Genomic DNA, 24,447 nt, shown 5'->3' with positions numbered 1-24,447 from the left:
GAATATCAACTTCAGGGGTGCGGATGGTCCGCACCCCTTTTGACTTCTCCGTCCATCCGGGGGCATTGCCCTTACGTACAGGATGCACGGACCAGGAGATCGACCAATGGCTCTAGCTTCCGCACTACTTCAGGTCATGATGGACGCCGTCCGCAAGACCGCTCGCCCGATGCTTCGCGACTTCGGTGAAGTCGCCCACCTCCAAGTATCGCGCAAGGGCCCCGGCGATTTCGTCACTGCTGCCGACGTCAAGGCAGAAGACACCCTCTTCGAACTGCTGATGAAGGCCCGTCCGGGTTACAGCTTCCTCGGCGAAGAGCGCGGCCTCGTTGAAGGCACCGACAAGACCCACATGTGGATTGTCGACCCTATCGACGGCACCACCAACTTCATGCACGCCATGCCGCACTTTGCGATCACGGTCGGCCTGCAACGCACCCACCCCGATGGCACCGCAGAAATCGTTGCGGCTGTGACCTATAATCCGGTCATGAACGAGATGTTCTGGGCCGAAAAGGGCAAGGGCTGCTACCTGAACGACAGCCGCATTCGTCTGGCTGGCCGCAAGGAACTGGCTGACTCGTTGGTTTCGACCGGCCTGCCTTTCATCGGCAAGACGGGTCACGCCCAAGCCATCAAGGATATCCACGCCGTGGGCCAGCGCGTTGCCGGCATCCGCCGTCTGGGCGCTGCCTCGCTGGACTTCGCATGGGTCGCTGCCGGCCGTTACGACGCCTTCTTCGAGCGTAACCTCAAACCGTGGGACGTCGCCGCAGGTATCCTGCTGGTGACCGAAGCCGGTGGTCTGGTGACCTCCATCGAACAGGATGGCGATCCGAAGAACGGCAAGACGATTGTCGCGGGCAACCCCGACATCCACGCCAAGCTGCGCAAGGTTCTGCAAGCCGCCTAAGGTTCGCACACTAAGCAAAAATCAGGGGCGCTTCCTTTATTGGGAAGCGCCCCTTTTTCTGGCGCTTTACCGCGTAATGAAGTTTCATAGCCGCTCATGGGCATGGGCGGACGGTCAGGTTGGATAAGCACAGCTTTGCCACGATGCTTTTTTGGCCTTGTTCGATTGGAGCCACGATTTGTCCAAGGTGCCACCCGTCGTTATTGCCCACCGCGGTTGCAGCGGAGAGCGCCCCGAGCACACCCGTGCGGCTTACGAACGCGCTATCGAACAGGGTGCCGATTATATCGAACCTGATCTCGTCATGAGCCGCGACGGGTATCTTATCGTTCGCCACGAAAACGAGATCGGCGGCACTACGGACGTGGCCGACCATTCCCGCTTTGCACACCGCCGGACACGTCGCCAGATCGACGGCCAGATGGTCGAAGGCTGGTTCACCGAGGACTTTACGCTCGCCGAGTTGAAGACCCTGCGGGCCCGGGAACGTCTGACCGAACTTCGCCCGCAATCGTCTGCCTTCGACGATCAGGAGGCCATTCTGACGTTCGACGAGGTTGTCGCCATCGCCAAGGCTGCCAGTGCCCGCACGGGCCGCATCATCGGCGTTGCGCCCGAACTCAAACACCCCTCGCACTTTGCGGCACTGTCATTGGATATGGAGGGTGCCTTTATCGAGGCCGTACACCGCCTCGATCTGCAGGACGCGACCCGCTCGCTTATCGTTCAGTGTTTCGAGATCGGGCCTCTGGAGCGGCTTTCGCGCCTGATCCCCGCATCGTTACTGCAACTGATGGATGTCAGCGGTGGCCCCGAGGACCGGTCCGACCTGACCTATAAGGATATGGCGACGCCAGAGGGGCTGGCCGACATCGCCCGCTATGCCACCATGATCGGCGTGAACAGCAAGATGGTTGTCCCGTGGGACAATGCCGACAATGCCATTTCCCCTACCCGCCTGATCCCCGATGCACACGCGGCAGGGCTGGAAGTTGTAGTCTGGACGATGCGGGCGGAAAATCTGTTCCTGCCCAGACAGTATCGCCGTGGAGCCTCTGAGGGCACCCACGGCGATCTGGATAGCTATCTCCGCCAGATATACAGCCTCGGCGTCGATGCGGTGTTCAGTGATTATCCGGCAGCCGCCGTAGCGGCGCGGAGCAGTCAGTCGGCTTGAAACTGAAGGCGGGCCAGACGGGCATATAGGCCGTCCTTGGCCATCAGTTGGGCGTGGGTTCCCTCCTCGACGACATGGCCCTCGTCGATCACCACAATGCGGTCGGCCCGAAGCACCGTGGCCAGACGGTGTGCGATGACCAGAGTGGTGCGGGTTTCCATGGCCTGATCCAGAGCCGCCTGAACCAGACGTTCGTTCTCGGCATCAAGTGCACTGGTCGCTTCGTCGAGCAACAGGATCGGTGCATCTCGCACGAGAGCGCGCGAGATCGCCAGACGCTGACGCTGACCACCAGAAAGGCTCTTGGCACGCTCGCCCAGCGGAGTTTCAAAGCCCTGTGGCAAGGCTTCGATGAAGTTCAACGCCTGCGCCTCGCGGGCGGCAGCACGAGCTTCTTCCAAGGTCGCATCTTCGCGGCCAAAGCGGATGTTCTCCAGCGGTGAGCCCGAGAACAGCGGCGCTTCCTGCGACACCCATGCATAGCGGCTGCGTACTTCGACCGGATCGGCCTTGCGGACATCGACACCGTCCACGGTGACCACGCCCGACTGCGGATCATAGAAGCGCAGCAGCAGACGGAAGACCGTCGACTTGCCCGCGCCCGAAGGGCCGACAAGGGCCACCGTCTCGCCCGGACGAACCGTCAGGCTAAAGCCCTTCAGAGCCGGAAGGTCGGGGCGGCCCGGATAGGCAAAGTCGATGCCGGACATCGAAATCTCGCCACGCGGCGGCGATGGCAGAAGCGCGGGCTGGGCCGGAGCCGCAATTGACGGCTCTGCACGCATCAGCTCATCGATGCGCTCCATGGCACCCGCCGCCTTTTGTACGTCGCCCCAGCTTTCGCCCAGAGCGCCGACAGCACCCGCCGCGAACACCGACAAAAGCACGAACTGCAACAGCGAGCCCGGCGTCATATTCCCCCCGACCACGTCCTGCGCACCCAGCCACAGCACCAGCGACACACCGCCGAACATGACGGTGATGATCATGGCCGTCATGACCGCGCGGGCCCTCATACGCAGCAGGGAGGCCGCAAAGGCATCTTCGACTGCATGGGCAAAACGACTGGTCGCATTCTGCTCGCGACCGAAGGCCTGCACCGTTTCAATGGCGTCGACGCTTTCGCCTGCAAAGCCGACGGCACCGGCGAACGTATCTTGCGACTTGACGGTCAGCTTGCGCACCTGACGGCCGAAGATGAACAGCGGCACAATCAGGATGGGCACGATCAGCAAGACCAGACCGGTCAGCTTGGGGCTGACGAAGAACAGCAGGATCGTCGCGCCTATCATCGTCAGGAAGTTGCGCAGCGCGTAGCTGACCGAGGTGGTCAGCAGGGTGTCGACCAACTGGATGTCGGTCGTCAGTCGCGAAAGCACCTCGCCGGTACGGATGTGGGCGAAGAAGACAGGATCCAGCGTCAGGATACGCCCGAACAGTCCTTGACGCAGATCGGCGATCACACGCTCGCCGGTCTTGGTGACGAAGTAATAGCGCAGCGCCGTCATCAGACCCAGCACCACTGCGTTTACGGCCAGCAGGCTGAACCAGTAATCCAACTGGCTACCACCATTGTCGAAGCCGCGGTCAATCGCTCCGCGTGCCGTAGCCGTCAGCGCCAATGACGCCACGGTGGAGAACACCAAGAAGACCGCCGACAGGGCCGCATGTCCCTTGTGACGCGCCAGATAAGGCAGCAAACGCCCCAGCGAGCGTACATTCTTGCTACGGTCCCGCTTTCCGGAAGCTTCGGACATCTGTTCGACCAGTTGCGCCCCGACGCCGGGGCGGCCATGGGCCTGATGATCTTGGCGCGCGTCAGTATGAGTCATGAGCTTGCTCTTGCCCCGTAACGCCCCTCGGTGTAAACGCCCGACCTCGCTCTCACCCGCTTGCGCGGTGGGATTCTCAATTTTAAGCGCAGTGACGGTCGGAATCGTCGTCGCGCAGAGACGGATTAAACACGATGAAAGCCGACACGCACCCGGACTACCACTTCATCAAAGTCGTGATGACCGATGGTACCACCTATCAGACCCGTTCGACCTACGGCAAAGAAGGTGAAACCCTGAACCTCGACATCGACCCGACGTCGCACCCGGCATGGACCGGCGGCAACGGCCAGATGCTGGACCGCGGCGGCCGCGTTTCGCGCTTCAACGGCAAGTTCGGCGGCTTCCTCAAGAAGTAAGCTGTCCTTCCGTCGGACAAAATCGGGCGTCGTTCTTATCGAACGGCGCCCTTTTTGTTTGGCGGGAACATCACTAAACACCGGGCGTTCATTTTCTGACCCTAGTATTGGGCTACGGGGCAGTTGAGTCGTCTGAAACGGAACGGATATGAATCGTCGGGAACTGGGCTTTGGTGTTGCTTCGGCATCCTTGGCCTTGGGTGCGGGTAGTCAAGCTTTCGCACAAAGCGCGCCGACAGCGGCAGCGCTGCCAGAAGCCATACAGGCGCAAATCGCCCGCCTGCCTCAAAATATCCAAGCCGATGTCCGTGCCGTGTACGAACAAAACGGCGGTCGTCCCATCTGGAACGAGCAGCGTATGCGCGCCCTGCAGGAAATCGCAGGTCGTGCAGAGCGCCATGCTATTCCGGCCAGCGACTATTTCGATTTCGTGGCCTATGCCGCCGACCGTCAGTCCGCCGACGTGAAGGCGACGGCTGGTGCCCTCTCCTACGCCAAGGTTCTGGCTCATGGTCGCGTGCGGCCAGAGTCGGTCGAGGAACTGTGGGAGATGGAAAAGAACTCGGTCGATATTCCGGCCGGTTTCACTCAGGCGCTCAATAACAACAAGCTGTCGGAGTGGTTCGACGGCCTGCCCCCGCAGGACATCGGTTACACCAACCTCGCCGCTGGCTATATCCGCTATCGCCGTATTGCCCGCGATGGCGGATGGCCGGCGTTCCGCGTGGGTGCCCAGATCGAGCCGGGTGCCAGCGATCCGCGCGTACCGGGGTTGGTCAAACGTCTGGCTGCCGAAGGCGATATGAGTGCGGCAACCGCTGCTTCTCACGGGTCCTCGGCCGTTTACACCAGCGCCGTCCAGCAGGCGATGCGCAGCTTCCAGGCCCGTCATGGTCTGGGTGTGGATGGCCGTGTGGGTCCCGCGACCCAACGCTCCTTGTCGGCTTCCGCCGAGGACCGCGCCCGCCAGATCGCCCTGAACCTAGAGCGCCGTCGCTGGCTCAAGCGCGAACTTCAGTCCGAGCGGATCGAAGTGAACACCGCAGCGGCCATCATGGTTTACTGGAAAGACAACCAGCCGGTGCACTCGAACCGCGTGGTTGTCGGCTCGGTGGAGAACCAGACGCCCAGTCTGGAGCGCCCGTTCGCTTCGGTCGTGGCCAACCCGCCGTGGACGGTACCCATGGGCATCGCCCGCCGCGAAATCCTGCCCAAGGGGCCGGGATATCTGGCCGCCAACGACATGTATGTGAACGATCAGGGGTGGGTCGTGCAGCGCGCAGGCCCGCGTTCGTCGCTGGGGTATGTGAAGTTCGAACTGCGCGATTCCTACGCCATCTTCCTGCACGACACGCCGAACAAGGGCGCATTCAACCTGTCGATGCGCCAGCGCAGCCACGGCTGCGTCCGCGTCCACAATGCTGTCGAGTTCGCCCGCCTGCTGTTGTCGCCAGATCCGACCAAGCTGGCGTCCTTCGACGCAGCACAGGCTGACCGTTCCACCACCCGCGTGCAGACGGGCCGCCCCATCGGTGTGCGCCTGCTCTATTGGACCGCCTTCGTTGACGGTCAGGGCCGCGTAGCCTTCCGCGAAGACTCCTATCGTCGCGACACCAAGCTGGCTCAGGCCATGGGCATCGACGTGAACCTTCCGTCGGTCGTGTCCGAAGCGCCCAAGGACAAGGACGACGACTGGGTTTAATCGCCCCGCGTTCAAACCGGGAAAAGGGCGGCGGATCATTCCGTCGCCCTTTTTCAAGCCTCTATGTCTTAGAGTTCTCAGATCAGGCGAAGGCCGCCTTCAGCATTTCGAACTGGCTGAGCACCCCGTTCACCGGAGCCTCCTCCTCGACGTTCACATACATCTTCTGGTCCAGATAATAGACGCGGTCATGCAGGCGCTCAGCCTTCAGGATGGCTTCAACCAGCGCAATCGGCAGGTCCGCCGGCAGCGGCTCGGAGTTCTGCGAACGCTCTGCCAAGCGATAGCGAGGCTGGAACGCGACATCGGCGTCCAGATTGCCCTCATTGATCGCCCGTTGGACCAGCAGCCAAGAAGCGATCTGCATCAGGCGCGTGGTCAGCTTCATGCTCTCGCTGGCGTAGACGAGGCTGGCAGAGCGGGTCAGCAGGCGCGATTCAATCCGGCCATCGCCGTCCAGATAGGCCGCCGTCTCCTCGACCAGCTCGATCCCCTCGCGGAACAGGCGCTGGAAAAGCTCCGAGCCTGTGAACTTCAGAGCCTCGGCCGAACGGTCAACCGTTTGTATATGCTGATCATTGATCAGGTTCACGTTTGCCCACCCCTATGGCGAAACCGGACAAGGTCTTTAGCCTACTGCAACGCTTGGTAACAGCACTGTTATTCCAAATCGTTGACGGCACCAATGCCGCTGCGATCACTCGTCAGAATTTGAACAGGGCATCAGCGGCATTACGCTGGGAAGATTTGGCCTCGATGGCCGCTTTAACGCGCGCGATTTCGCCTTCCAGAGCTTCGATCCGTGTCTGCAAATCCGCGACCGAAAATCCATCCAGATCCTCACGGATCAGGGCATGCAGACTGTCGCCAATGGATTGACGAGGCTCAAGATCTTCAAAGGACATACGCGCCTCCAACGACCGGAATAGAACGATGGAATGTCGGCCATCGGCTGGTCGATATTCACCTGACTGCGTACAAGACCCCTGAACGTACTATTTTGCAAGCCAAGGAGGCCGCCATGCGGGTCATCGAAATTGCAGGGGGCAAGGGTCCAGCTTCAGCCCTGACCCTCGCGGAGCGCGCGCAGCCGCATGCGGCCGCAGGCGAAATTCTGATCCGCGTAAAAGCCGCAGGCGTAAACCGCCCCGACATCGTGCAGCGTGAGGGGCGCTATCCGGCCCCGCCGGGAGCCTCGGACGTGCTGGGCCTGGAGGTCGCCGGCGAAGTGGTTGCTGTCGGCGAAGGCGTCAGCCGATGGACTGTGGGCGACAGGGTCTGCGCCCTGCTCGGCGGCGGCGGCTATGCGGAATACTCGGTGGTGGATCAGGGCAGCGTCCTCCCCATCCCTGCAGGCCTTGATTTTGAACAGGCTGCGGTCCTGCCGGAGACTGCCTTTACCGTCTTCACCAATGTATTCGAGGATGGTGCTCTCAAGGCGGGCGAGACCCTTCTGATCCATGGTGCCACCAGCGGCATCGGGGTCATGGCGATCCAGATGGCCAAGGCTGCGGGTGCCCGCGTCATCGCGACAAGCCGCACCAAGGCCAAGGCCGACGCCGCCAAGGCTCTGGGGGCCGATATCAGTCTGGACGCCTCGAGCCAGGATCTGGCCGAAGAGATCAAGGCTGCGGGCGGTGCCGATGTAGTGCTCGATATGGTGGGTGCGGACTATGCCGAACTGAACCTGAAGTCGCTGAACACCTTCGGCCGCTGGGTCATCATCGCCAGCCTGACAGGCACAAAGGCCCAGATCGACCTGCAACGTGTGATGATGAAGCGCCTTGTCATCACCGGTTCCACGCTGCGCAGCCGTCCAGCCGCCGAGAAGGCCCGTCTGGCGAAAGCGGTTGAACAAACCGTCTGGCCATGGGTCGAGAGCGGCCAGATCGTACCGCGCATCCACTTACGCTTTGGACTGGCTCAGGCTGCACAAGCCCATGCTGAACTGGAAACGGGTGACCACGTCGGCAAGGTCGTGCTCATTCCCTGACCACAACAGGCGTCAGCCCTGAACAAGAAAAGGGGACAGGCGTGAGCCTATCCCCCTTCCTTTTAACGGGCGGCCGATTTTTAGCGGCGACCGGCCGGACGGATCGACGAGATCGAGTCGTTCATACGCAGACGGTTCAGGTCCGAGACATCCGAGGAGATCGTTTCGCAACGACCGCGGAAGTCGGCATCCGAACAAACAACCCAAGAGCCGCTACCGCGCGGGAGGCGGATGGAGCTGATGGCGTCGTTCATGCCCGCACTGCGCAGGTTGCTTACCGCGCCGTTGAACGACTGTGACTGACCGCGATAGTCGGCGTCGCGATAGACGGTGATACCACCGCGACCGTTGTTATAGCGGTCGTCGCGGCGGTCATCACGGCCATAGCGGTCGTCGCGATCATAGCGGTCGTCACGACGGTCGATGGTGCCGCGGGTATTGCCGCAAACCAGCATGCCGTTCGAGTTGGAGATGTCGAAGTTGCCGCAACGCGAGATATTCAGCGTGGTGCTACGCAGTTGGCCGCGCTCGTCACGGCATTGCGCCGTCAGAACGTTTTGCGACACGCGCGCGCTTTGGCACGACTGGGTGTAGCTACCGCGCGGTTGACCCTGGTAGCCGCGGCTTTGGGCATCAGCGGTGGACGGAGCCAGAGCCAGACCGCCCACCAGGACGGCCAAACCCGAAATGGCACTCAGCATGGCTTTCATGACGTTTCCTTCTCGTTCTTGTGCGCAAAGTTGCGCTCTCGATGCCGTATTGCACCGTTCTTTGTGAACAGACGCTGTACGCAACAGGCAGACTACGTTTTCTTTTGAACGAAATAAGCCTATAGTCAGTTCATCGCGCCCGGCCGAAAAGGTCGGGCGCCGTCGTATCCAACGCCCGGAAACGGGCCTGAACCACCGGGATATAAGCCCATGACCGAGATCCTGATGCCCAAGGCCACTGCGGTCTGGCTGGTGGAAAACACCTCGCTGACGTTCGAGCAGATTGCCGACTTCTGCGGCCTGCACCCGCTGGAAGTTCGTGGCATCGCCGATGGCGACGTGGCTCGCGACATTCGCGGCGCTGACCCGATCGTCAACGGCCAGCTCACCCGTGAAGAACTGGAAAAAGCCCAGAACGACACGGCTTACCGCATGAAGGCTGTGGTCAGCCGCCACGCCGAACTGCTGAAGCCTGCCAAGGCTCCGCCGAAATACACACCTGTGTCGCGCCGTCAGGACCGTCCGGACGCCATCATGTGGTTCGTTCGCAACCACCCGGAAGTGCCGGACGCCCAAATCGGCAAGCTGCTGGGCACCACCAAGGCCACCATCGAGTCGGTGCGTAACCGCACCCACTGGAACTCGGCCAACATCAAGCCGGTCGATCCGGTGACCCTCGGCCTCGTCGGCCAGCTGCAACTGGACGAAGTCGTCCGCAAGGCTGCTGACAAGAAGGCCAAAGAAGACGCCAAGAACGGCATCCTCCAACCGGTTGTCACCGAAACCGAAGAGCCGGTCGTCATCTTCGAAGAAGACGAACCGAACCGCTTTGGTGCCGGTGAACCGACCGCTGAATCGGTGTTCGGCTCGCGCGACTAATCGCGCTCGCGTGCATGAAAAAAGGCCCCGAAGTCTCGGCTTCGGGGCCTTTCTCATATTCAGTTTCGGATCAGTGCGGTCGACTTTCGAGGGAACTGATCTCTTCCTTAAGCCTCAGCTTCTGCTGTTTGAGTTCTCGCAATCGGGTGGCATCTGCGGCGGGCCGTCGAACCTCCTGCTGGATTGCGTCGTCCAGGTTCCGGTGCCGGTTACCCAACTCGCGAATACGCGCCTCAATGGTCATGGCTTGCGCCTCCATAGCTAAGGGACCACACAGTGAGCGCAGGGATTTCGCGAAGTGGGAATCACATTCCAGTGAAACGGCTTCGCTTCATCTCTGCCCCACGGCGTGAACCGTAGGAACCGAAAGGGTCAATGTTGTGAACTCTACCGTTGTTCAGTCGACGCCGCGCAGGATGATCGTCGGGATTTCCGGTGCATCTGGCGTGATTTACGGCGTGCGCGCGCTCGATGCGCTCAAGGAATTGGGCATCGAGAGCCATCTGGTAATGTCGCGCGCAGCGGTCCTGACCCTTTCACAAGAAACTGATCTGACGCTGGACGACGTCACCTCCAAGGCCAGCGTGGTTCACCGCATTGCCGACGTCGGGGCGACGATCGCCTCGGGCTCGTTCCGCACTCTGGGCATGTTGATCGCGCCCTGCTCGGTAAGGACCATGAGCGAGATCGCCACCGGCGTAACCTCGACCCTGCTGACCCGCGCCGCAGATGTCGTACTGAAAGAGCGCCGGACGCTGGCGCTCCTGGTGCGCGAGACGCCGCTGCATCTGGGTCACCTGCGTACCATGACCAGCCTGACCGAAATGGGCGCGATCATCACGCCGCCCCTGCCTGCCCACTACACCCGCCCGCAGTCCGTCGAAGAGATTGTCGATCAGTCTGTCGGCCGTGCACTAGACCTGTTCGGTCTGGACTGGTCGCCTGTGCGCCGGTGGGAAGGCCTGAAGGGAACCGGCGAACGGGGCGATGCCGGATGACACTGTGGGAGTGGGCGGTCAAAGCCTATGGCCGCGAAGGTGTTTCCGAAGCCTGCTTGCAGCTTCAGGACTATTTCGACCAGAACGTCTGTCTTCTGCTGTGGGCGGCGTGGTGCGCCGAGACGGGGCGCCGTCCAGACGATGACCAAGTCGAAGCCGCCTGCGATGTTGCCCGCGCATGGCAGGACACGACCATTGCGCCCCTTCGCGCCATACGTCGGACGCTGAAAAAGCCGATGCCCGATCTGGACAGCGCCGCCCGCGAAGCCGTGCGCGAGCAGGTCAAAGCAGTCGAGTTGGCCGCTGAGCGGCACCTGCTGGCCCAGCTAGAGAGCGAAGCCCCCGCAGTCACAGCCGCCCCCCGCCCGATCATTGATGGATTGGTTAGCGTAGCCAAACAGTGGGACAAAACTGTCCCCCGCCCTGCACTGACCACTTTGGCGGATCGGCTTTCAGCCTGACCCTCACTCGGGTATAAGCCTGCACGCGCGGGGACTGACATGAACGACCACGATCCGATCCAGACCGAACAAGAGAAAGAGCTGCTGAAAAAGCTGGCTCTGCTCCAGCAAGAGCACGCCGATCTGGATGCATCCATCGAGGCACTGGGCCAGATGCCTTCGCCCGATCAGCTGATGATCGCGCGTCTAAAACGCAAGAAGCTGGTCCTCAAGGAAGAGATCGTGAAAATCCGCGACCAGATCCTGCCCGACATTATCGCCTGATAACGCCTAGAGCGGCAGGACCGAGGTGTCCTTGACCTCTTCCATCACCGCATAAGTACGCGTTTCGCGAACGCCCGGCATGATCACCAGGGTGTCGGCCAGGAAGGCGCGGTATGCCGCCATATCCTTCATGCGCACCTTGACCAGATAGTCGAAGCCGCCCGCCACCATGTGGCACTCCAGCACCTCGGGAGAGCGACGGATACGGGCTGCGAACTGATCGAAAATGTCCGACGTGGTGCGGTCCAGCAGCACTTCGATAAAGATCAGCAGTTCACGCTCTGCGTATTTCGGGTCGATCAGGGCCGTATAGCCAAGGATCACACCCTTCTCGCGCAGTCGACGCACCCGCTCGAAGCACGACGACGCCGACATATTGCAGGCGGCAGCAAGGTCCTGATTGGTAATCCGGCCGTCCTGCTGCAACACGCGCAGGATGCGGCGATCGGCTTCATCAAGCTTGTATTCCGATGCGCTCATCCTCGGTCCCCTGTACGTCGTCACCACGACTTAGAGGGACAGCTTGCGGCTGACAACTGCGACTTAGCCGTTAGCGGGCCGCAAGGTCCGCCCCCTTGCGCAACCACATGGCGGCATCGGCCTCGGCCACCCAGGTCTCGGGATCGGGCTGATCGGACAATGGCTTCAGGCCAATAGAGCCGGACAGGCTGTAACGACGATCGCCCCAGATAAAGCCCCCTTCGTCCAGACGCTTGGCTAACTCATCAGCCTTGTGACGCGCAGCCTCCATATTGGCATCAATCAGAAGGACGCAGAATTCATCCCCGCCCATGCGCCCCACGGCATCCGATTCGCGCACACCCGCCAATAGCAGGTTGGCCACAGCGATGAGGGCGGCGTCCCCGGCCGGATGGCCATGACAGTCGTTGATCTTTTTAAAGTCGTCCAAATCCAGATAGAGCAGCGCCGCATCAAGCTTGTGACGGCGGCAATAGGCCATTACGCGCGTTAAATTATCCAGAAAACCCCGGCGGTTAAGGGTCGGCGTCAGCACATCGTGATCGGCCAGCGCTTCGGCGCGTTCAGCTCTTGCCCGCAGGTTGCTGACCTCGTTACGCAACTGCTCGATCTGCGCGATCAGGCTCGCACGATCACTGGCTAACAGTTCGACCAATTCGGGCTCCGGCCTAACAAAGCTATTCAAGAGTGTTGGGTTTTAGACCCATCACATTAACGGTCTTGGTTGCGGACGCAACGCGCCTGCTATAAGCGGCCACTTTCTGCATGGGGAGCTATTCAGCATGACCGCCTCCACCCCGCCTGTCGCCATCATCATGGGCAGCCGTTCGGACTGGCCGACAATGAAGCTGGCCGCCGACAAGCTCGATCAGCTCGGCGTTGCGTGGGAGGCTATGGTCGTCAGCGCCCACCGCACCCCCCATCGCCTGTACGACTTCGCTACCTCGGCCAAGTCCAACGGCTATAAGGTCATCATCGCCGGTGCCGGCGGTGCGGCCCACCTGCCCGGTATGGCGGCCTCCATGACCGATCTGCCGGTGCTGGGCGTTCCGGTGCAGTCCAAGGCTCTTAAGGGCATGGATAGCCTGCTTTCCATCGTCCAGATGCCGGGCGGCGTTCCGGTTGCCACCCTCGCCATCGGCGAGGCTGGTGCCACCAATGCCGGTATTTTGGCCGCGCAAATCCTCGCCCTGTCGGACGAGGACATTGCCCAGCGCCTCAGCGACTTCCGCGCCGCCCAGACCGAATCCGTACTCGAAACCGTCGAGGACTAAAGCGTATGACTGCCCCGATTGCCGTCCTGCCCCCCGGTTCCACCATTGGTATCCTTGGCGGCGGCCAATTGGGGCGCATGCTGGCCGAGGCCGCATCGACGCTGGGCTTCGACGTCGCGATTCTGGAGCCGCAGGCCGATTGCCCTGCGTCCCGCGTTGCCGCCCACCATATTCAGGCCGCATACGATGACGTGGACGGCCTGAAAAAGCTGGCCGCCCTCAGTGACGTGGTGACAACCGAGTTCGAGAACGTCCCCGCCTCCGTCGTCGCCGTGCTGGAAGCCGAGGGCGTGCGCGTGGCTCCCAACGGCCGTGCGCTGGCCACCGCTCAGGATCGCGTCACCGAAAAGACCTTCCTCAACAGCGTCGGCGCGACCACGGTCGGTTTCGCCAAGGTCGATGACCTGAACGACCTGACCGTCGCCATCGAAAAGCTCGGCCTCCCTGCCCTGCTGAAAACCCGCCGCGAAGGCTATGACGGTAAGGGTCAGGTGTGGATCAAGGACGCCGCCGAAGCCCAGGCCGCGCTGGCTGCAGTCGGTAACAAGCCGTCTATCCTTGAAGTCCGCGCATCGTTCGTGCGCGAACTGTCGGTGATTGCTGCACGCGGTACGGACGGCAGCGTTTCCGTCTATCCGCTGGGCCAGAACATCCACGAGAACGGTATCCTGCGCACCACCATCGCTCCGGTCGAAGTGGATGACGCCACACAAGCCCGCGCCGTCGAAATCGCCACCTCCATTCTGAACGGTCTAGACTATGTGGGCGTGATCGGAGTCGAGCTGTTCGATCTGGGCGGCACGCTTCTGGTCAACGAGATTGCTCCGCGCGTTCACAACACCGGCCACTGGACGCAGGACGGCTGTGGCTGTGACCAGTTCGAGCAACAGATTCGTGCCATCGCAGGCTGGCCGCTGGGGTCGACCAAAGCCCATGCCAAGATCGAGATGACCAATCTGCTGGGCCACGAAATCAACGACTGGCACGCCATGGCGTCCGATCCGGACACCCACCTGCATTTCTACGGCAAGCGCGAAGCCCGCGAGGGTCGCAAGATGGCCCACATCAACAAGGTGCTGGAACGCCTCTAATCAAAAGGGCCGCTCATTTGAGCGGCCCTTTTTCTTATCCGGCCTTGGGACCGTATCGCATACGACCAAGGAAGTCGGTGATCTTGCGCATCGGCGCGTCGAAGTCCTTGCCCGCCTTCCACTTTTCGAACTGCATCACATTCTCGATGCGACGGGCGCAGAACTTGTCTGCGGCCTCCATGCCCTCGAACAGGCGGATGGTTAGGGCCGGAGCCAGAATGCCGCTCAGGATGGTGCGTTTGGAATAATGGTTCTGGTCAGTGGCCGTATCCCCCGCCCAGCGCCACAGCTTGTCGGCGGTTTCCCACGTCAGGCTGATTCCAAGATCAGCGTTAAATGGAAGCGCGAGGAAGCCGGCGCATTTTTTCGACGCCTCGGCATCGTTGGCCGCCGCCTCCAGACGGGCCGAAAGCGTCGCCGCGATTCGTTCGCGAATCTTCAGAGTGTGCGCAGGCGTCGCCTCCAGTGCCTTCAGGGCTGCCTCATCGTGGCGACGGGACAACAAAGCGGCCAGATCGCGTGCCCCGTGGGGAATCAGAAGCTCTTGATCTCCAAGGGAAAGTCCCTCGGCTTCGCATGCCGCGCGTACAAGCTGGCTGTTCCAACCCAGACGCCCCGCGCGGGCAATTGCCGCGTCCAGAACCGCTTGTTCGGTCCGAATTGCCCAGTCCGCAGGGCCCTTGGCTGCGTGCTCTTGGCCGTTCGATGTCTCGGTGGTGTGCGAAGTATCGGTCATTCACCTACAATACCCGCAGAATGATTGGGTTTCGACCCATCACGATTGTCGGCGTTGGCTGGACAGTCCCCCAAAGATCATGTATTCCGCCGCCTTCATCCAAAGGGGCCCGTCTCTTTGGACCAGAATTTTGTTTTGTCTGCCCGTCTTCCCTTCAAAAGGACGCGGCGGGCGGCCAAAGGAGAGAGAACCCTGGTTCAGATTTTCGTTCGCGACAACAATGTCGATCAGGCCCTCAAGGCTCTGAAAAAGAAAATGCAACGTGAAGGCAGCTTCCGCGAAATGAAGCGTCACGTGCACTTTGAAAAGCCGTCGGAAAAGCGCGCCCGTCAAAAGGCAGAAGCTGTCCGTCGCGCTCGTAAGCTGGCTCGCAAGCGTGCACAACGCGAAGGCCTGCTGCCGGCACCGAAGGGTCGCGGCCGCTAATACAGCGACGCCCTTTCAATGGCTTCTAGAAAACCCGCCCCGCGATTGCGCAGGGCGGGTTTTCTTTTGCCTGCTCCCCGTCTCGGCGACAGGCATAAAAAAGGCGGGCCCGAAGCCCGCCTTTTTGCCGTCTTGGACCAATGTCCAATGCGAGCCTTACTGGCTGCGCATGGCCCCCAGGAAGGACTTCCACGACAGCTTGGCGTCGGACATAGCCCCCGCACGGAAGGCACGCCCCGACAGCCACATCATCAGGACCGCAAAAGCGAACATCACGATCAGGCTGCCGATCACCTCGATCATTGGCGGCTGGCTGGGTGCGCGGGCCGACATGATGAAGGGCGTGAAAGGCGGGATGAAGCTCAGCACCTTCAGCAGCAGTGCATCCGGCGAACGAATGGCCATCTGCATGAACAACAGCGGCACGATCAGAGCCATCATCACCGGCCCCATCAGGGTCTGTGCGTCACGCGGCGTTTCGCAGAAGGCCCCGATGGCGGCGAACAAAACCGCATACATCAGATAGCCACCCACAAGATAAAGCAGCAGGTAGAGCCACAGCCCGTTGGCCAGCATCACCGAGCCAATGTCCCGCGCCACCTCTGGAAGGGTCACAGACAGGCCAACAGTGCTGATCAGGGCCCATCCACCCATCACCGTGAGGGTCAGGACCGCCACGCCGAGAACCTTGCCTACCAGAAGCTCGGTCGCCGTTACCGACGACAGCAGGACCTCGAGGATCTTGTTCGACTTCTCCTCCATTACACCGTTCATCAGCATGGTGGCTCCCGTCAGGATCAGCGACCACATCATGAAGCCGCAGACCAGACCAATGATCATCGGCAGACGGTCGCGGAAGCTGACCTCACCGCCAGATGCCGCACGGGGAGACAGGAAGGTCACGTCCGGCCGATAGCTCTCGACCGCCTTGACCACATCGGCATCCACGCCGTTGGCTGCAAAGGTTTGCTTGCGGTTCACCTCGGCCAGAGCCGATTTGATCATACCCTCCACGTCGTTGTTGGCCGCGCGACGTGACCAGATGCGAGCCGCAGGTGCGCCGTTCTTTTCGGAGAGGATGACAACAGCCGACAGCTTGTGCTCGCCGACCGTGGCATCCCCGTCCACCCATTGGCGCGCCATGTCGTCTTTGGCCGTCCCCGCTGCGGCGGCGACCAGATCACTCGGTGCCTCGACTTCGACGACCGAACGACGGGGCTGCTTGAACGAGGCCGCGGCCCGTGGCGCGACACGCTTCAGTTCCGCCAAAGCGGCATCATAGCCGCCGGTATCGCCAGCCTTGCGCACGGCATCTCGCCCGGTAATCCCGGCCTCTGCCACAGCCGCCAAAGCCAGCGAAGACAGCGTGTTCCGCTGATAGTCCGCTTCCAGCGCCTGACGCACGCTGGCCGCCAGTGTACCGTTTCCGGCACCATCTTCGACAATGGCATACTGCTGCAGAGGCTCGGCCCGTTTCAACAGGACCGGCATGAACCCGCCCAGAACGGCAAAGAACGGCAGACTGAGCAGCGACAGCCAGAACCCGACCGTCTTTACATAGGCCAGCACTTCACGCTGGGCGATCAAAAGGGTGCGGTTCATCGGGCGGTCTCCGTCACAGCGGCATCCGTCTTGTGTCTCTGGTCATCGTCCGGATTTGCCCCCGTCAGGGCGATAAAGGCGTCGTGCAGCGATGGCTCTCGCAAGGCGAAACTGCGCACGTCCATGTTCGACATGAATGCCGTCCTCAAGGTCTGCTGCACCTCGGCATCGGGAGCCAGACGGGCCTTAATGCTAAAAACGTCGCCGTGCTGCTCGACCTGTTCAAAGCCGCTGATGCCCGGCAGGGCCGCAACCGACTTCAGGTCCAGCGCACCGTTGATTTCGAGGAAGCGCGGCGAAGTCGCCCGCGCCTGCTCAACCGTTCCCTCGAAGGCCTTTTGGCCGCGCGCCAGCAACACAACCTTGTCGCACAGACGCTCTGCATGTTGCATCACGTGGGTGGAGAACAGGACAGTCGCGCCATTTTCGGCCAGCGAGCGGATCATCGCCTCCAGCCCCTGCTGGTTCATCGGGTCCAGCCCCGAGAAGGGCTCGTCCAGAATGACAAACTCTGGCTGGTGAACCACCGAGGCGATCAATTGGACCTTCTGGGCCATGCCCTTGGACAGGTCCTTCATCTTTTTCTTCTGGGAGTCGCCCAGGCCCATCTGTTCCAGCATGTCACGGGCGCGCTTGCGGCCTTCGCTGGCAGGGAGGCCCTTGAGCGAGCCGAGATAGGCAATGGCCTCGACCGGCGTCATTTTTTTATAGAGGCCGCGTTCTTCGGGCAGGAAGCCGATCCGGTCGCGTACCTTCCGCCCGTCGTCCGCGCCCAAGATTTCGATGGAGCCGGAGGTCGCCGCCTGCAGGCCCAGAATCATGCGGATGCTGGAGGTCTTGCCTGCGCCATTCGGTCCTAGAAAACCGCAAATCTGGCCGCGCTGAACCTCGAAACCCAATGATTTTACGGCTTGAAAATTGCCGTAACTCTTACTGACGTCAGACAGTCTGAGAACAGTCGACATGCCACCTCCTCGCGCCGTTAGGCCGTTGTGATAGCAGTCACGGAAACATGCCCATTGCGCAAGCGGTTAAACTACCGGCGAGAGGTCTCCGCTACCTCTCGCCGGTAATTCAGTAGCTTAGAAGGCGTAGCTCAAACGCACGCCGCCCAGATGGCTGTTGAAGTCGCTGCCGAAACGGCCGCGATACGACACCTCGACATTGGTCTTGTCGCCAAGGCGGTGCGACAGGCCCACCGAAGCCAGTCCTTGCGAGCCAAAGGGCAGATCAACCGTTTGGGCCAGCACCTTGGCCGTGTTGCCGTAAATACCGGTGCGCGCGTCGTCGCTGTTGTCGCTCAACGTGTCGCGCCAGCCGCCTTCGACGAAGAACTGGGTCCGCTCGGTGCCGTGCTCCAGCCGCAAGGCCACCTCGCCTGTCACCGCGTCCAACTTGCGCTCGGCATAGTGATAGTCGGCGGCCGGTCCAGCCTCAAAGAACTCGTCGACCGAGGTGTCCACCCAAGCGACGGCGACGCGGGGTGAAATCCCCAGATTGCCCTGCTGGAACCACATGCCCCCTTGTGCGCGCGCACCAAATGACTTGCCCCGCGTCGAAGTCGTATGAACCAGCGGAGCCAGAGCGGTCAGGCGTTTGACGTCATTATAGTCGTCCTGTGCCGCGCCAGCAGCGAGGTTCACAAACGCCGTTTCCGAGCGCCAACCGCCGTAAACGTCGATGCTGAAATTATCGATGTCCGCGGTGACAACGCCCGCATCCAACTCTGACTGGCGGATACCGCCCGCCAGACCGAAGCGCACGGTCTCATTGCCGGTCTCGAGTGCGAGGCGGGCACCATAACCGTCCGTCTTGACCTCATCGATGACCCCGCGGGCGTCGGTCTTGGCCGTGCTAGCGAGGAGGGACATGGTCAGGCGCGTGCCCTCGCCCCACCCTTCGCGGGTGGAAAGGACGCGGGTAGCTTCGTCCAGATCGTCTTCGCGACTGCGCCATGACGTTTCGCCCAGCACTGCCATGCGCGAACCCGCCGCGCCGTAATAGATGTAGTCATCGACCAGCGCGGCGATGATGGAGTGACCCTTGGTGGTGGGATGCACGCCGTCGAAGTAGAAATACTCGCCGGGGTTGGCGCAGACAGTCACGCCGTTGAAGCAGGCAGCGGTCGCATTCTTGATACCAAAGGCAGCGGGATCAGCCGCGATGGCGTCGCCCGCCGTGAACAGGTCGACCTGAATGATATTGGTGCCGCCATTGGCCGCCGCGACGCTGGCCAGATTGTTATAGAGCGCCGTGTTGAAAGTCGTGGCCGCAAAGTCTGCCAGCGGGGCTGCTGCGGTATTGCGGAACTGTGGCGTGACGCTGAGGCGCGGAAGGTTGGTGACGACGATAGTCCCCGCCCCTGCCTGAGCAACCGATCTGACCAGACCGGCCACATCGGTCGCTGCAGAACGCGAGGTCGTGGCGATAGTCCCGGTCGGGTTGGTTGACGCCCCTGCCGCCGGAAGCCCCTGGAAGATATTGTTGGCACCGCCCAGTACGCTGACTAGATCGCCACCACCGAACTTGCCCCCACGGGCCAGATAGGTGGCGAGTTGGAGCTGCATACCCAGCGGAGCTGTTTGCGAGTCGGTGCGGGCACCGCCAAAGGCCATGTTGATGCTGCCGGTAACGGGGCCGTTGAAGTTGGCTGCGTTAAACCCGAGTTGCTCGGCGAAGGTGCGACCGTCCGAGAACCGGCCCTGCCAATATGGCGGCGAAGCCGGCTGGGTCCCGCCGGTCGCACCATAGAGGTTGCCGTTGTCTGACAGACTGTCGCCAAACACGACCAGTCGGTCATAGGTCTGGGCCGAAGCCGCCGAACCGGACATGGCGACCAAAGCCACCGCCAGTGCCGCAGAGGCGGCACCCGTCATCAAAGCCTTCATAGATCATCCTCCCGCCAGCCATCAACTTGTGGCTGTTGGAAGGAGGATGCTCCCGTTTGAAGCGATTACAATACGCTGTTCGGCCAAATCATCGCTGTTGAGACGATTTCCTGACCTGAAACGGCATTAGTGCAACATGCGGAACTTCACCGTTCCGGGGATCAGCCGGAGGCGTTTAACCGCCTCGATATCGTACTCGCGGTCCACATCGATGATGACATAACCCGTTCGCTCGTCGGTCTTTAGGTGCTGGCCCAGAATGTTAAGGCCAGCCTCGGACAAGCCACGGTTCAACTCGGCCATCACGCCCGGCTGGTTCTTGTGGATGTGCAGCAGACGGTGGGCGCGGCTGACTTCCGACAGTTGCACGTTCGGCAAGTTCACGCAGAAGGTCGTGTCGCCACGGTTCAGATAGTTCAGCAGTCGCTCTGCCGCGAACTCGGCGATGGCTTCCTGTGCCTCCTCGGTCGAGCCGCCAACGTGCGGGGTCAGGATAACCTTCTCCAGACCGATCAGCGGGCTGTCGAACGGGTCGGAGTTTGTGCGCGGCTCTTCGGGGAAGACGTCCACTGCGGCACCCGCGATACGCCCTGACTTCACGGCATCGGCCAATGCATTCACATCCACGATGTGACCGCGCGCGAGGTTCAGGAACAGCGCACCGTCCTTCATCTTGGCGAACTGGTCGCGGCCAAAGATGTTGGCGTTGTCCTTGCGGCCATCGACGTGCAGCGTGACCACATCGGCCTCGGCCAACAGGTCGTCCAGCTTGCGCACGCGACGGGCATTACCCAGCGCCAAACGCTCGTTCAGATCATAGAACAACACGCGCATGCCGAGGTTTTCGGCAAGGATCGAAAGCTGGCTGCCAATAGCGCCATAGCCAACGATGCCCAGCGTCTTGCCACGGACTTCGCGCGAGCCGGTCGCCGACTTGTTCCAGATACCTTGATGCATTTGACGCGACTTGTCGGCCACATCGCGCATCATGACGATCATCATGCCCAGCGCTAGCTCGACCACCGAGCGGGTGTTGGAATACGGCGCATTGAACACGGCCACGCCCTTGTCGGCACAGGCGTCCAGATCGATCTGGTTGGTGCCGATGCAGAAGGCCGCAACAGCCATCAGGCGGTCAGCATGGTCCAGAACTCGCTTGGTCACGGTCGTCTTGGAGCGGATGCCCAGAACGTGCACCCCCTTGATCGCCTCGATCAGGTCGTCCTCGTCCAACGCGCCTTTCATGGTCTCGACGGTATAGCCCGCCTCCTCCAGTCGCTCGACCGCCGCCGGATGGATATTCTCCAGCAGTAGCATCTTGATGCGGTTGCGCGGATAGGACCAGCGCCCCGACACACCTTCGGCAAACAGCACCTCGTCCAGAGACGCCGCAATGGCGTCGGCGACCTCGGTCACCTTGGGGCGGCTGACAACTTCGGTGAAGGCATAGAAACGGTCCGCAGCGCCGGCCAACTTGACCTCGGCGTCATTCCAGCCATCGCCGACGATAACCACCGGCCCTTCGAGATTCAGCGACTTGATAACGGTCGGCTTGCCGTTTTCGCGGGCCAATGGATTGGCTTCGTTGACGCCTGTGACGCGGCCGTCTTCGTCGTAAACCAGTTCATTGGCCAGAACGTGATCCGGGGCCAAGCCCAGACGCGCGGCCAGCGGGGCAATGATCTCGGTGAACCCGCCGGACAGAATATAGATACGTTCCGCATTGCGCTCGAAGAAGTCGACGTTGCGACGGATCGAGGTGGATGCCTCGTCCAGAATGCGGTCGGCCAGCGCTTCGACGTGCTCTTTACGCAGTCCCAGCAGGTCCAGACGGGCCTTCAGCGCCTCGCCAAACCCGATCTCGCCGCCCATGGCCCGATCAGTCAGTTCGGCGATCTTGGCCTTGCGCTCGTCCGCATCAGGAGCGGCCGCGAGCGACAGCTCGGCCAGAGCCTCCAAAGTCTCGATCCGAACCAGAGTCGAATCGAAATCGAAAACGAAAACGGGCGAAGCATTCAGAGGCGAGGTCATGCCCCGCAACTAGCCCAGCTTCGCACTTGCAGCAATAAAAAGGGGGCACAAAGCCCCCCGCGACGCATGAATTTTCCAAGACGTCGCTTTTTACCCTCACTCCCCCTTGAGCTTGCGATTCTCCAGAGCGATGGCACCGATACCGGCGGCAATCAGAGCCACGGTCAGGAGGGCTGCACCCTCGCGCTTGTGGTCGCTGGCGAAATCCAGTGCGGACTCTCCGGCATGGCGTACCGAGGCCATCCGCTTCTTGCGATTGTGGCGACGACGGCGGTCATAGCGCCAGTCGGCGAGGCGCTCGCGAGCCCCTTCGGCAAGGCCGCGTGCACGGTCCCCAAGATCGCGCGCACGGTCCCCGATGTCATGGCCGAAATCCGATGCGCGTTCACGTAGGTCATAGCCAAGGTCGGATGCGCGCTCTCGCGACGTCTCGGCAGCATCCATCGTATCCTCGCGGACGCGGCGACCAAAGGCACCCAGACGCTCGCCTAGACCGAGTTCTTCGGCCCATTGGCGCGGGCTGAGGCGTTCACGAATGACCTCGATGCGGCGCGGACCGGTGCGCTGGCGAAGGAACAGGGTGGCAAAGCCGATACCTGCGAGCACGGCCACTGCACCGCCCACAATGCCGGGATGCTTGCGAACTTCTTCGACCAGATCGTCGATCAGATTGGTTTCTTCGAACATATGCACCTTCTGCAGAGCCGTAGGGATCATTGAACATCAGCGGTTGCTGAGGACAAGAGTTCCCGATTTTTCGTGTTCTCGCGGTGCCGCTTGCCCCGTTACGGACGTGCAGTGCGGCCCATACCCCTTACAAAACGCAAGCCGCCTCCCTATGTTGCGCGGCTTCGAGACAATCAGTGTTTTAGGACCCAAAGTGACCGACGCATCCGCCCCTAACAATGCCCTGCATGACGATCTGGCTGCAGCCTTCCAGATCGATGGCTGGCCGGTGCGCGGCCGTCTTGTTCGTATGGGCAAGGCTATCGACACCATCCTGTCCTCGCATGACTACCCAACCCCCGTCGCAAACCTGCTGGGCGAGGCTGCGGCTCTGGCTGCTCTGGTCGGCTCGGCGCTGAAGTTTGACGGTCGTCTGCTGGTGCAGGCGCAAGGCGACGGTCCGGTTCGTTATGTGCTGGCCGACTATGGCACCGATGGTACCATGCGCGGCTTCTGCCGCTATGATGAAGGTGAACTGGCCGAGGCCATTGCCGCCAATCCGAACCCGGGTGCTGAAGACCTTCTGGGCAAGGGCGTGTTCATCATGACGCTGGACCGCGGTTCGGACTTCGAGCGTACGCAGGGCATGACCCCTATCGAGGGCGACAGCCTTGCCTCCTGCGCCGAGCACTATTTCGTCCAGTCCGAGCAGATCCCGACCAAGGTCAATCTGGCTGTCGGCCAGATCACGACCGACGAAGGCACCCAGTGGCGTGCCGGCGGTGCCCTTATTCAGGTCATCGCAGGCGACGAGTCGCGCGGTTCGACCGAAGAGGTCTGGGACCGCACCCGCGCACTGTTCGCCACCTTGAGCGATGACGAGCTGGTCGATCCGACCATCACACCGGAGACCCTGCTTTACCGCCTGTTCCACGAAGACGGCGTGCGTCTGGAAGGTGCCAGCGAACTGAAGGCCGTTTGCCGTTGCTCGCGCGAGCGTATCGTCACCGTGCTGCAATCCTTCCCCGAGGACGAGCGCGCCGAAATGGTTGAAGCCGACGGCAACATCCATGCGAACTGCGAATATTGCTCGACCGATTACGTGATCGATCCGGCAGAGGTCGGTGCTGCCGAGGTCGACGCCGCTGCTGTTCGCCACTAAGGCCAAGCCAGAATGAACAAAGGGCGCTGCGGCTTTGGCCACAGCGCCCTTTTTCTATTCGGCGTCGATAAGACTAGTTGTTCAGATCGAGCGAGTAACCGGCAGATCGCACGGTGCGGATCGGATTGACCGTTCCATCCACGTTCAATGCCTTGCGCAGGCGTCCGACGTGGACGTCCACGGTGCGGGCCTCGACGTAGACGTCCGAGCCCCAGACAGCGTCCAGAAGCTGTTCACGGCTGAACACGCGACCGGGGTGTTTCAGGAAGTGGTCCAGCAGGCGGAACTCCGTCGGGCCAAGATGGATTTCGCGTCCTGCGCGGCTCACGCGGTGGGCCACACGGTCCATGATGATGTCGGCGTGATTGACGCGATCATCGGCCAGCCCCGGGCGCAGACGACGCAATACTGCCCGCATGCGTGCCGTCAGTTCGGTCATCGAGAACGGCTTGGTCATGTAGTCGTCCGCACCGGTATCCAGACCACGCACGCGGTCCGTTTCCTCGCCGCGAGCAGTCAGCATGATGATCGGCAGGTTTCGCGTTTCGGCCTTGGCGCGGATGCGGCGGCACAGTTCGATGCCTGACAGCTTGGGCAGCATCCAGTCCAGCAGCACCAGATCGGGCTGGCGCTCCTCGATCATCAGCCAGCCTTCTTCCCCATCGCCCGCGACGGCTACTTCGTAGCCTTCCTTCTCCAGATTGTACTGAAGGAGCGTCGACAGCGCGTCCTCGTCTTCCATCACCAGTATATAGGGTTGCAACTTGGCACTCCGGTCTGTGAGACGTCAGTTCAACTCAAAG

Annotated in this window: 27 protein-coding genes; 13 read left to right on the top strand and 14 right to left on the bottom strand. The window is 61.6% G+C overall.

Going from position 1 to position 24,447, the window contains the following annotated elements:
* Positions 1-106: 106 nt before the first annotated feature.
* Positions 107-913, top strand: a complete 807-nt coding sequence (locus LOX95_RS08030) for an inositol monophosphatase family protein (protein WP_242913949.1) — start codon at positions 107-109, stop codon at positions 911-913.
* A 187-nt stretch (positions 914-1,100) separates the two neighbouring features.
* Positions 1,101-2,090 (top strand): glycerophosphodiester phosphodiesterase family protein, encoded by a 990-nt coding sequence (locus tag LOX95_RS08025; protein ID WP_242914076.1) that lies wholly within the window; start codon positions 1,101-1,103, stop codon positions 2,088-2,090.
* On the opposite strand, the gene LOX95_RS08020 is transcribed toward LOX95_RS08025, so the two are convergent.
* Complete coding sequence (locus LOX95_RS08020) at positions 2,078-3,922, bottom strand: ABC transporter transmembrane domain-containing protein (RefSeq protein ID WP_242913948.1); 1,845 nt, start codon at positions 3,920-3,922, stop codon at positions 2,078-2,080. The two genes, LOX95_RS08025 and LOX95_RS08020, sit on opposite strands and share 13 nt — an antisense overlap.
* Positions 3,923-4,056: 134 nt before the next feature.
* Here LOX95_RS08020 and rpmE point away from each other — a divergent pair, with 134 nt between their 5' ends.
* Positions 4,057-4,281 (top strand): 50S ribosomal protein L31, encoded by a 225-nt coding sequence (gene rpmE / locus LOX95_RS08015; protein WP_242913947.1) that lies wholly within the window; start codon positions 4,057-4,059, stop codon positions 4,279-4,281.
* A gap of 148 nt (positions 4,282-4,429) precedes the next feature.
* Entirely contained in the window at positions 4,430-5,983 is a 1,554-nt protein-coding gene (locus tag LOX95_RS08010) for a L,D-transpeptidase family protein (RefSeq protein ID WP_242913946.1), read from the top strand.
* An 82-nt stretch (positions 5,984-6,065) separates the two neighbouring features.
* Here the strand turns inward: LOX95_RS08010 and rcdA are convergent, their stop codons facing one another.
* Both rcdA and LOX95_RS08000 read right to left on the bottom strand, forming a co-directional pair.
* Entirely contained in the window at positions 6,066-6,569 is a 504-nt protein-coding gene (rcdA, locus tag LOX95_RS08005) for a protease adaptor protein RcdA (protein WP_248286936.1), read from the bottom strand.
* A gap of 118 nt (positions 6,570-6,687) precedes the next feature.
* A complete protein-coding gene (locus LOX95_RS08000; protein WP_242913945.1) occupies positions 6,688-6,888 on the bottom strand; it encodes a DUF1192 domain-containing protein in 201 nt (66 codons plus the stop codon).
* Between the two features lie 116 nt (positions 6,889-7,004).
* Between LOX95_RS08000 and LOX95_RS07995 the strand changes: the two genes are divergently transcribed.
* Positions 7,005-7,976, top strand: coding sequence for an NAD(P)H-quinone oxidoreductase (locus tag LOX95_RS07995; RefSeq protein WP_242913944.1), 972 nt, complete (start codon positions 7,005-7,007; stop codon positions 7,974-7,976).
* Between the two features lie 80 nt (positions 7,977-8,056).
* Here the strand turns inward: LOX95_RS07995 and LOX95_RS07990 are convergent, their stop codons facing one another.
* A complete protein-coding gene (locus tag LOX95_RS07990) occupies positions 8,057-8,686 on the bottom strand; it encodes a beta/gamma crystallin-related protein (RefSeq protein WP_242913943.1) in 630 nt (209 codons plus the stop codon).
* A 210-nt stretch (positions 8,687-8,896) separates the two neighbouring features.
* Here LOX95_RS07990 and LOX95_RS07985 point away from each other — a divergent pair, with 210 nt between their 5' ends.
* Positions 8,897-9,565, top strand: coding sequence for a DUF1013 domain-containing protein (locus LOX95_RS07985; protein WP_242913942.1), 669 nt, complete (start codon positions 8,897-8,899; stop codon positions 9,563-9,565).
* 70 nt (positions 9,566-9,635) lie between these two features.
* Here the strand turns inward: LOX95_RS07985 and LOX95_RS07980 are convergent, their stop codons facing one another.
* On the bottom strand, positions 9,636-9,809 hold the full coding sequence (locus LOX95_RS07980; RefSeq protein WP_242913941.1) for a YdcH family protein: 174 nt from the start codon (positions 9,807-9,809) through the stop codon (positions 9,636-9,638).
* 172 nt (positions 9,810-9,981) lie between these two features.
* Here LOX95_RS07980 and LOX95_RS07975 point away from each other — a divergent pair, with 172 nt between their 5' ends.
* The 3 genes from LOX95_RS07975 to LOX95_RS07965 are packed head-to-tail and all read left to right on the top strand — an operon-like array spanning position 9,982 to position 11,288.
* Positions 9,982-10,563, top strand: coding sequence for a UbiX family flavin prenyltransferase (locus tag LOX95_RS07975; protein WP_242914074.1), 582 nt, complete (start codon positions 9,982-9,984; stop codon positions 10,561-10,563).
* Positions 10,560-11,024 carry a TIGR02444 family protein gene (locus LOX95_RS07970; protein WP_242913940.1) on the top strand — a complete coding sequence of 155 codons (465 nt, stop codon included), beginning with the start codon at positions 10,560-10,562 and terminating at the stop codon, positions 11,022-11,024. The genes LOX95_RS07975 and LOX95_RS07970 overlap by 4 nt, the downstream gene beginning before the upstream one ends.
* A 39-nt stretch (positions 11,025-11,063) precedes the next feature.
* Positions 11,064-11,288 carry a YdcH family protein gene (locus LOX95_RS07965; protein WP_242913939.1) on the top strand — a complete coding sequence of 75 codons (225 nt, stop codon included), beginning with the start codon at positions 11,064-11,066 and terminating at the stop codon, positions 11,286-11,288.
* A 6-nt stretch (positions 11,289-11,294) separates the two neighbouring features.
* Here LOX95_RS07965 and LOX95_RS07960 read toward each other — a convergent pair whose 3' ends face one another.
* Positions 11,295-11,768, bottom strand: coding sequence for an Lrp/AsnC ligand binding domain-containing protein (locus LOX95_RS07960; RefSeq protein WP_242913938.1), 474 nt, complete (start codon positions 11,766-11,768; stop codon positions 11,295-11,297).
* Between the two features lie 70 nt (positions 11,769-11,838).
* On the bottom strand, positions 11,839-12,423 hold the full coding sequence (locus tag LOX95_RS07955; protein ID WP_242913937.1) for a GGDEF domain-containing protein: 585 nt from the start codon (positions 12,421-12,423) through the stop codon (positions 11,839-11,841).
* 127 nt (positions 12,424-12,550) lie between these two features.
* On the opposite strand from LOX95_RS07955, the gene purE reads away from it, so the two are divergent.
* The gene (gene purE / locus LOX95_RS07950; RefSeq protein WP_242913936.1) at positions 12,551-13,042 is read left to right on the top strand and encodes a 5-(carboxyamino)imidazole ribonucleotide mutase; all 492 of its coding nucleotides are present in this window, start codon (positions 12,551-12,553) and stop codon (positions 13,040-13,042) included.
* A 5-nt stretch (positions 13,043-13,047) separates the two neighbouring features.
* Positions 13,048-14,133: a 5-(carboxyamino)imidazole ribonucleotide synthase gene (locus LOX95_RS07945; RefSeq protein WP_242913935.1), complete on the top strand. Its 1,086-nt coding sequence runs from the start codon at positions 13,048-13,050 to the stop codon at positions 14,131-14,133.
* 34 nt (positions 14,134-14,167) lie between these two features.
* Here the strand turns inward: LOX95_RS07945 and LOX95_RS07940 are convergent, their stop codons facing one another.
* Positions 14,168-14,869, bottom strand: coding sequence for a COQ9 family protein (locus LOX95_RS07940; protein WP_242913934.1), 702 nt, complete (start codon positions 14,867-14,869; stop codon positions 14,168-14,170).
* Positions 14,870-15,061: 192 nt separating this feature from the next.
* Between LOX95_RS07940 and rpsU the strand changes: the two genes are divergently transcribed.
* Entirely contained in the window at positions 15,062-15,295 is a 234-nt protein-coding gene (gene rpsU / locus LOX95_RS07935; protein ID WP_087139870.1) for a 30S ribosomal protein S21, read from the top strand.
* Between the two features lie 156 nt (positions 15,296-15,451).
* On the opposite strand, the gene LOX95_RS07930 is transcribed toward rpsU, so the two are convergent.
* From LOX95_RS07930 to LOX95_RS07910, 5 genes are all read right to left on the bottom strand, one after another.
* Positions 15,452-16,897, bottom strand: coding sequence for an ABC transporter permease (locus tag LOX95_RS07930; protein WP_242913933.1), 1,446 nt, complete (start codon positions 16,895-16,897; stop codon positions 15,452-15,454).
* Complete coding sequence (locus LOX95_RS07925; RefSeq protein WP_242913932.1) at positions 16,894-17,862, bottom strand: ABC transporter ATP-binding protein; 969 nt, start codon at positions 17,860-17,862, stop codon at positions 16,894-16,896. The genes LOX95_RS07930 and LOX95_RS07925 overlap by 4 nt, the downstream gene beginning before the upstream one ends.
* A 117-nt stretch (positions 17,863-17,979) precedes the next feature.
* The gene (locus tag LOX95_RS07920) at positions 17,980-19,785 is read right to left on the bottom strand and encodes an autotransporter domain-containing protein (RefSeq protein WP_242913931.1); all 1,806 of its coding nucleotides are present in this window, start codon (positions 19,783-19,785) and stop codon (positions 17,980-17,982) included.
* A 126-nt stretch (positions 19,786-19,911) separates the two neighbouring features.
* Complete coding sequence (gene serA / locus LOX95_RS14320) at positions 19,912-21,816, bottom strand: phosphoglycerate dehydrogenase (protein ID WP_242913930.1); 1,905 nt, start codon at positions 21,814-21,816, stop codon at positions 19,912-19,914.
* 96 nt (positions 21,817-21,912) lie between these two features.
* Positions 21,913-22,503 carry a hypothetical protein gene (locus tag LOX95_RS07910; RefSeq protein WP_242913929.1) on the bottom strand — a complete coding sequence of 197 codons (591 nt, stop codon included), beginning with the start codon at positions 22,501-22,503 and terminating at the stop codon, positions 21,913-21,915.
* Positions 22,504-22,696: 193 nt separating this feature from the next.
* On the opposite strand from LOX95_RS07910, the gene LOX95_RS07905 reads away from it, so the two are divergent.
* Entirely contained in the window at positions 22,697-23,644 is a 948-nt protein-coding gene (locus LOX95_RS07905) for an Hsp33 family molecular chaperone (RefSeq protein WP_242913928.1), read from the top strand.
* A gap of 73 nt (positions 23,645-23,717) precedes the next feature.
* Here the strand turns inward: LOX95_RS07905 and phoB are convergent, their stop codons facing one another.
* Positions 23,718-24,407 (bottom strand): phosphate regulon transcriptional regulator PhoB, encoded by a 690-nt coding sequence (gene phoB, locus LOX95_RS07900; RefSeq protein ID WP_242913927.1) that lies wholly within the window; start codon positions 24,405-24,407, stop codon positions 23,718-23,720.
* Positions 24,408-24,447 lie beyond the last annotated feature (40 nt).

It is taken from the genome of Brevundimonas pishanensis (assembly GCF_022750635.1).
In the GTDB taxonomy this organism is placed as follows: Bacteria; Pseudomonadota; Alphaproteobacteria; order Caulobacterales; family Caulobacteraceae; genus Brevundimonas; species Brevundimonas pishanensis.
This window is presented reverse-complemented; position numbering and strand designations above follow the sequence as displayed.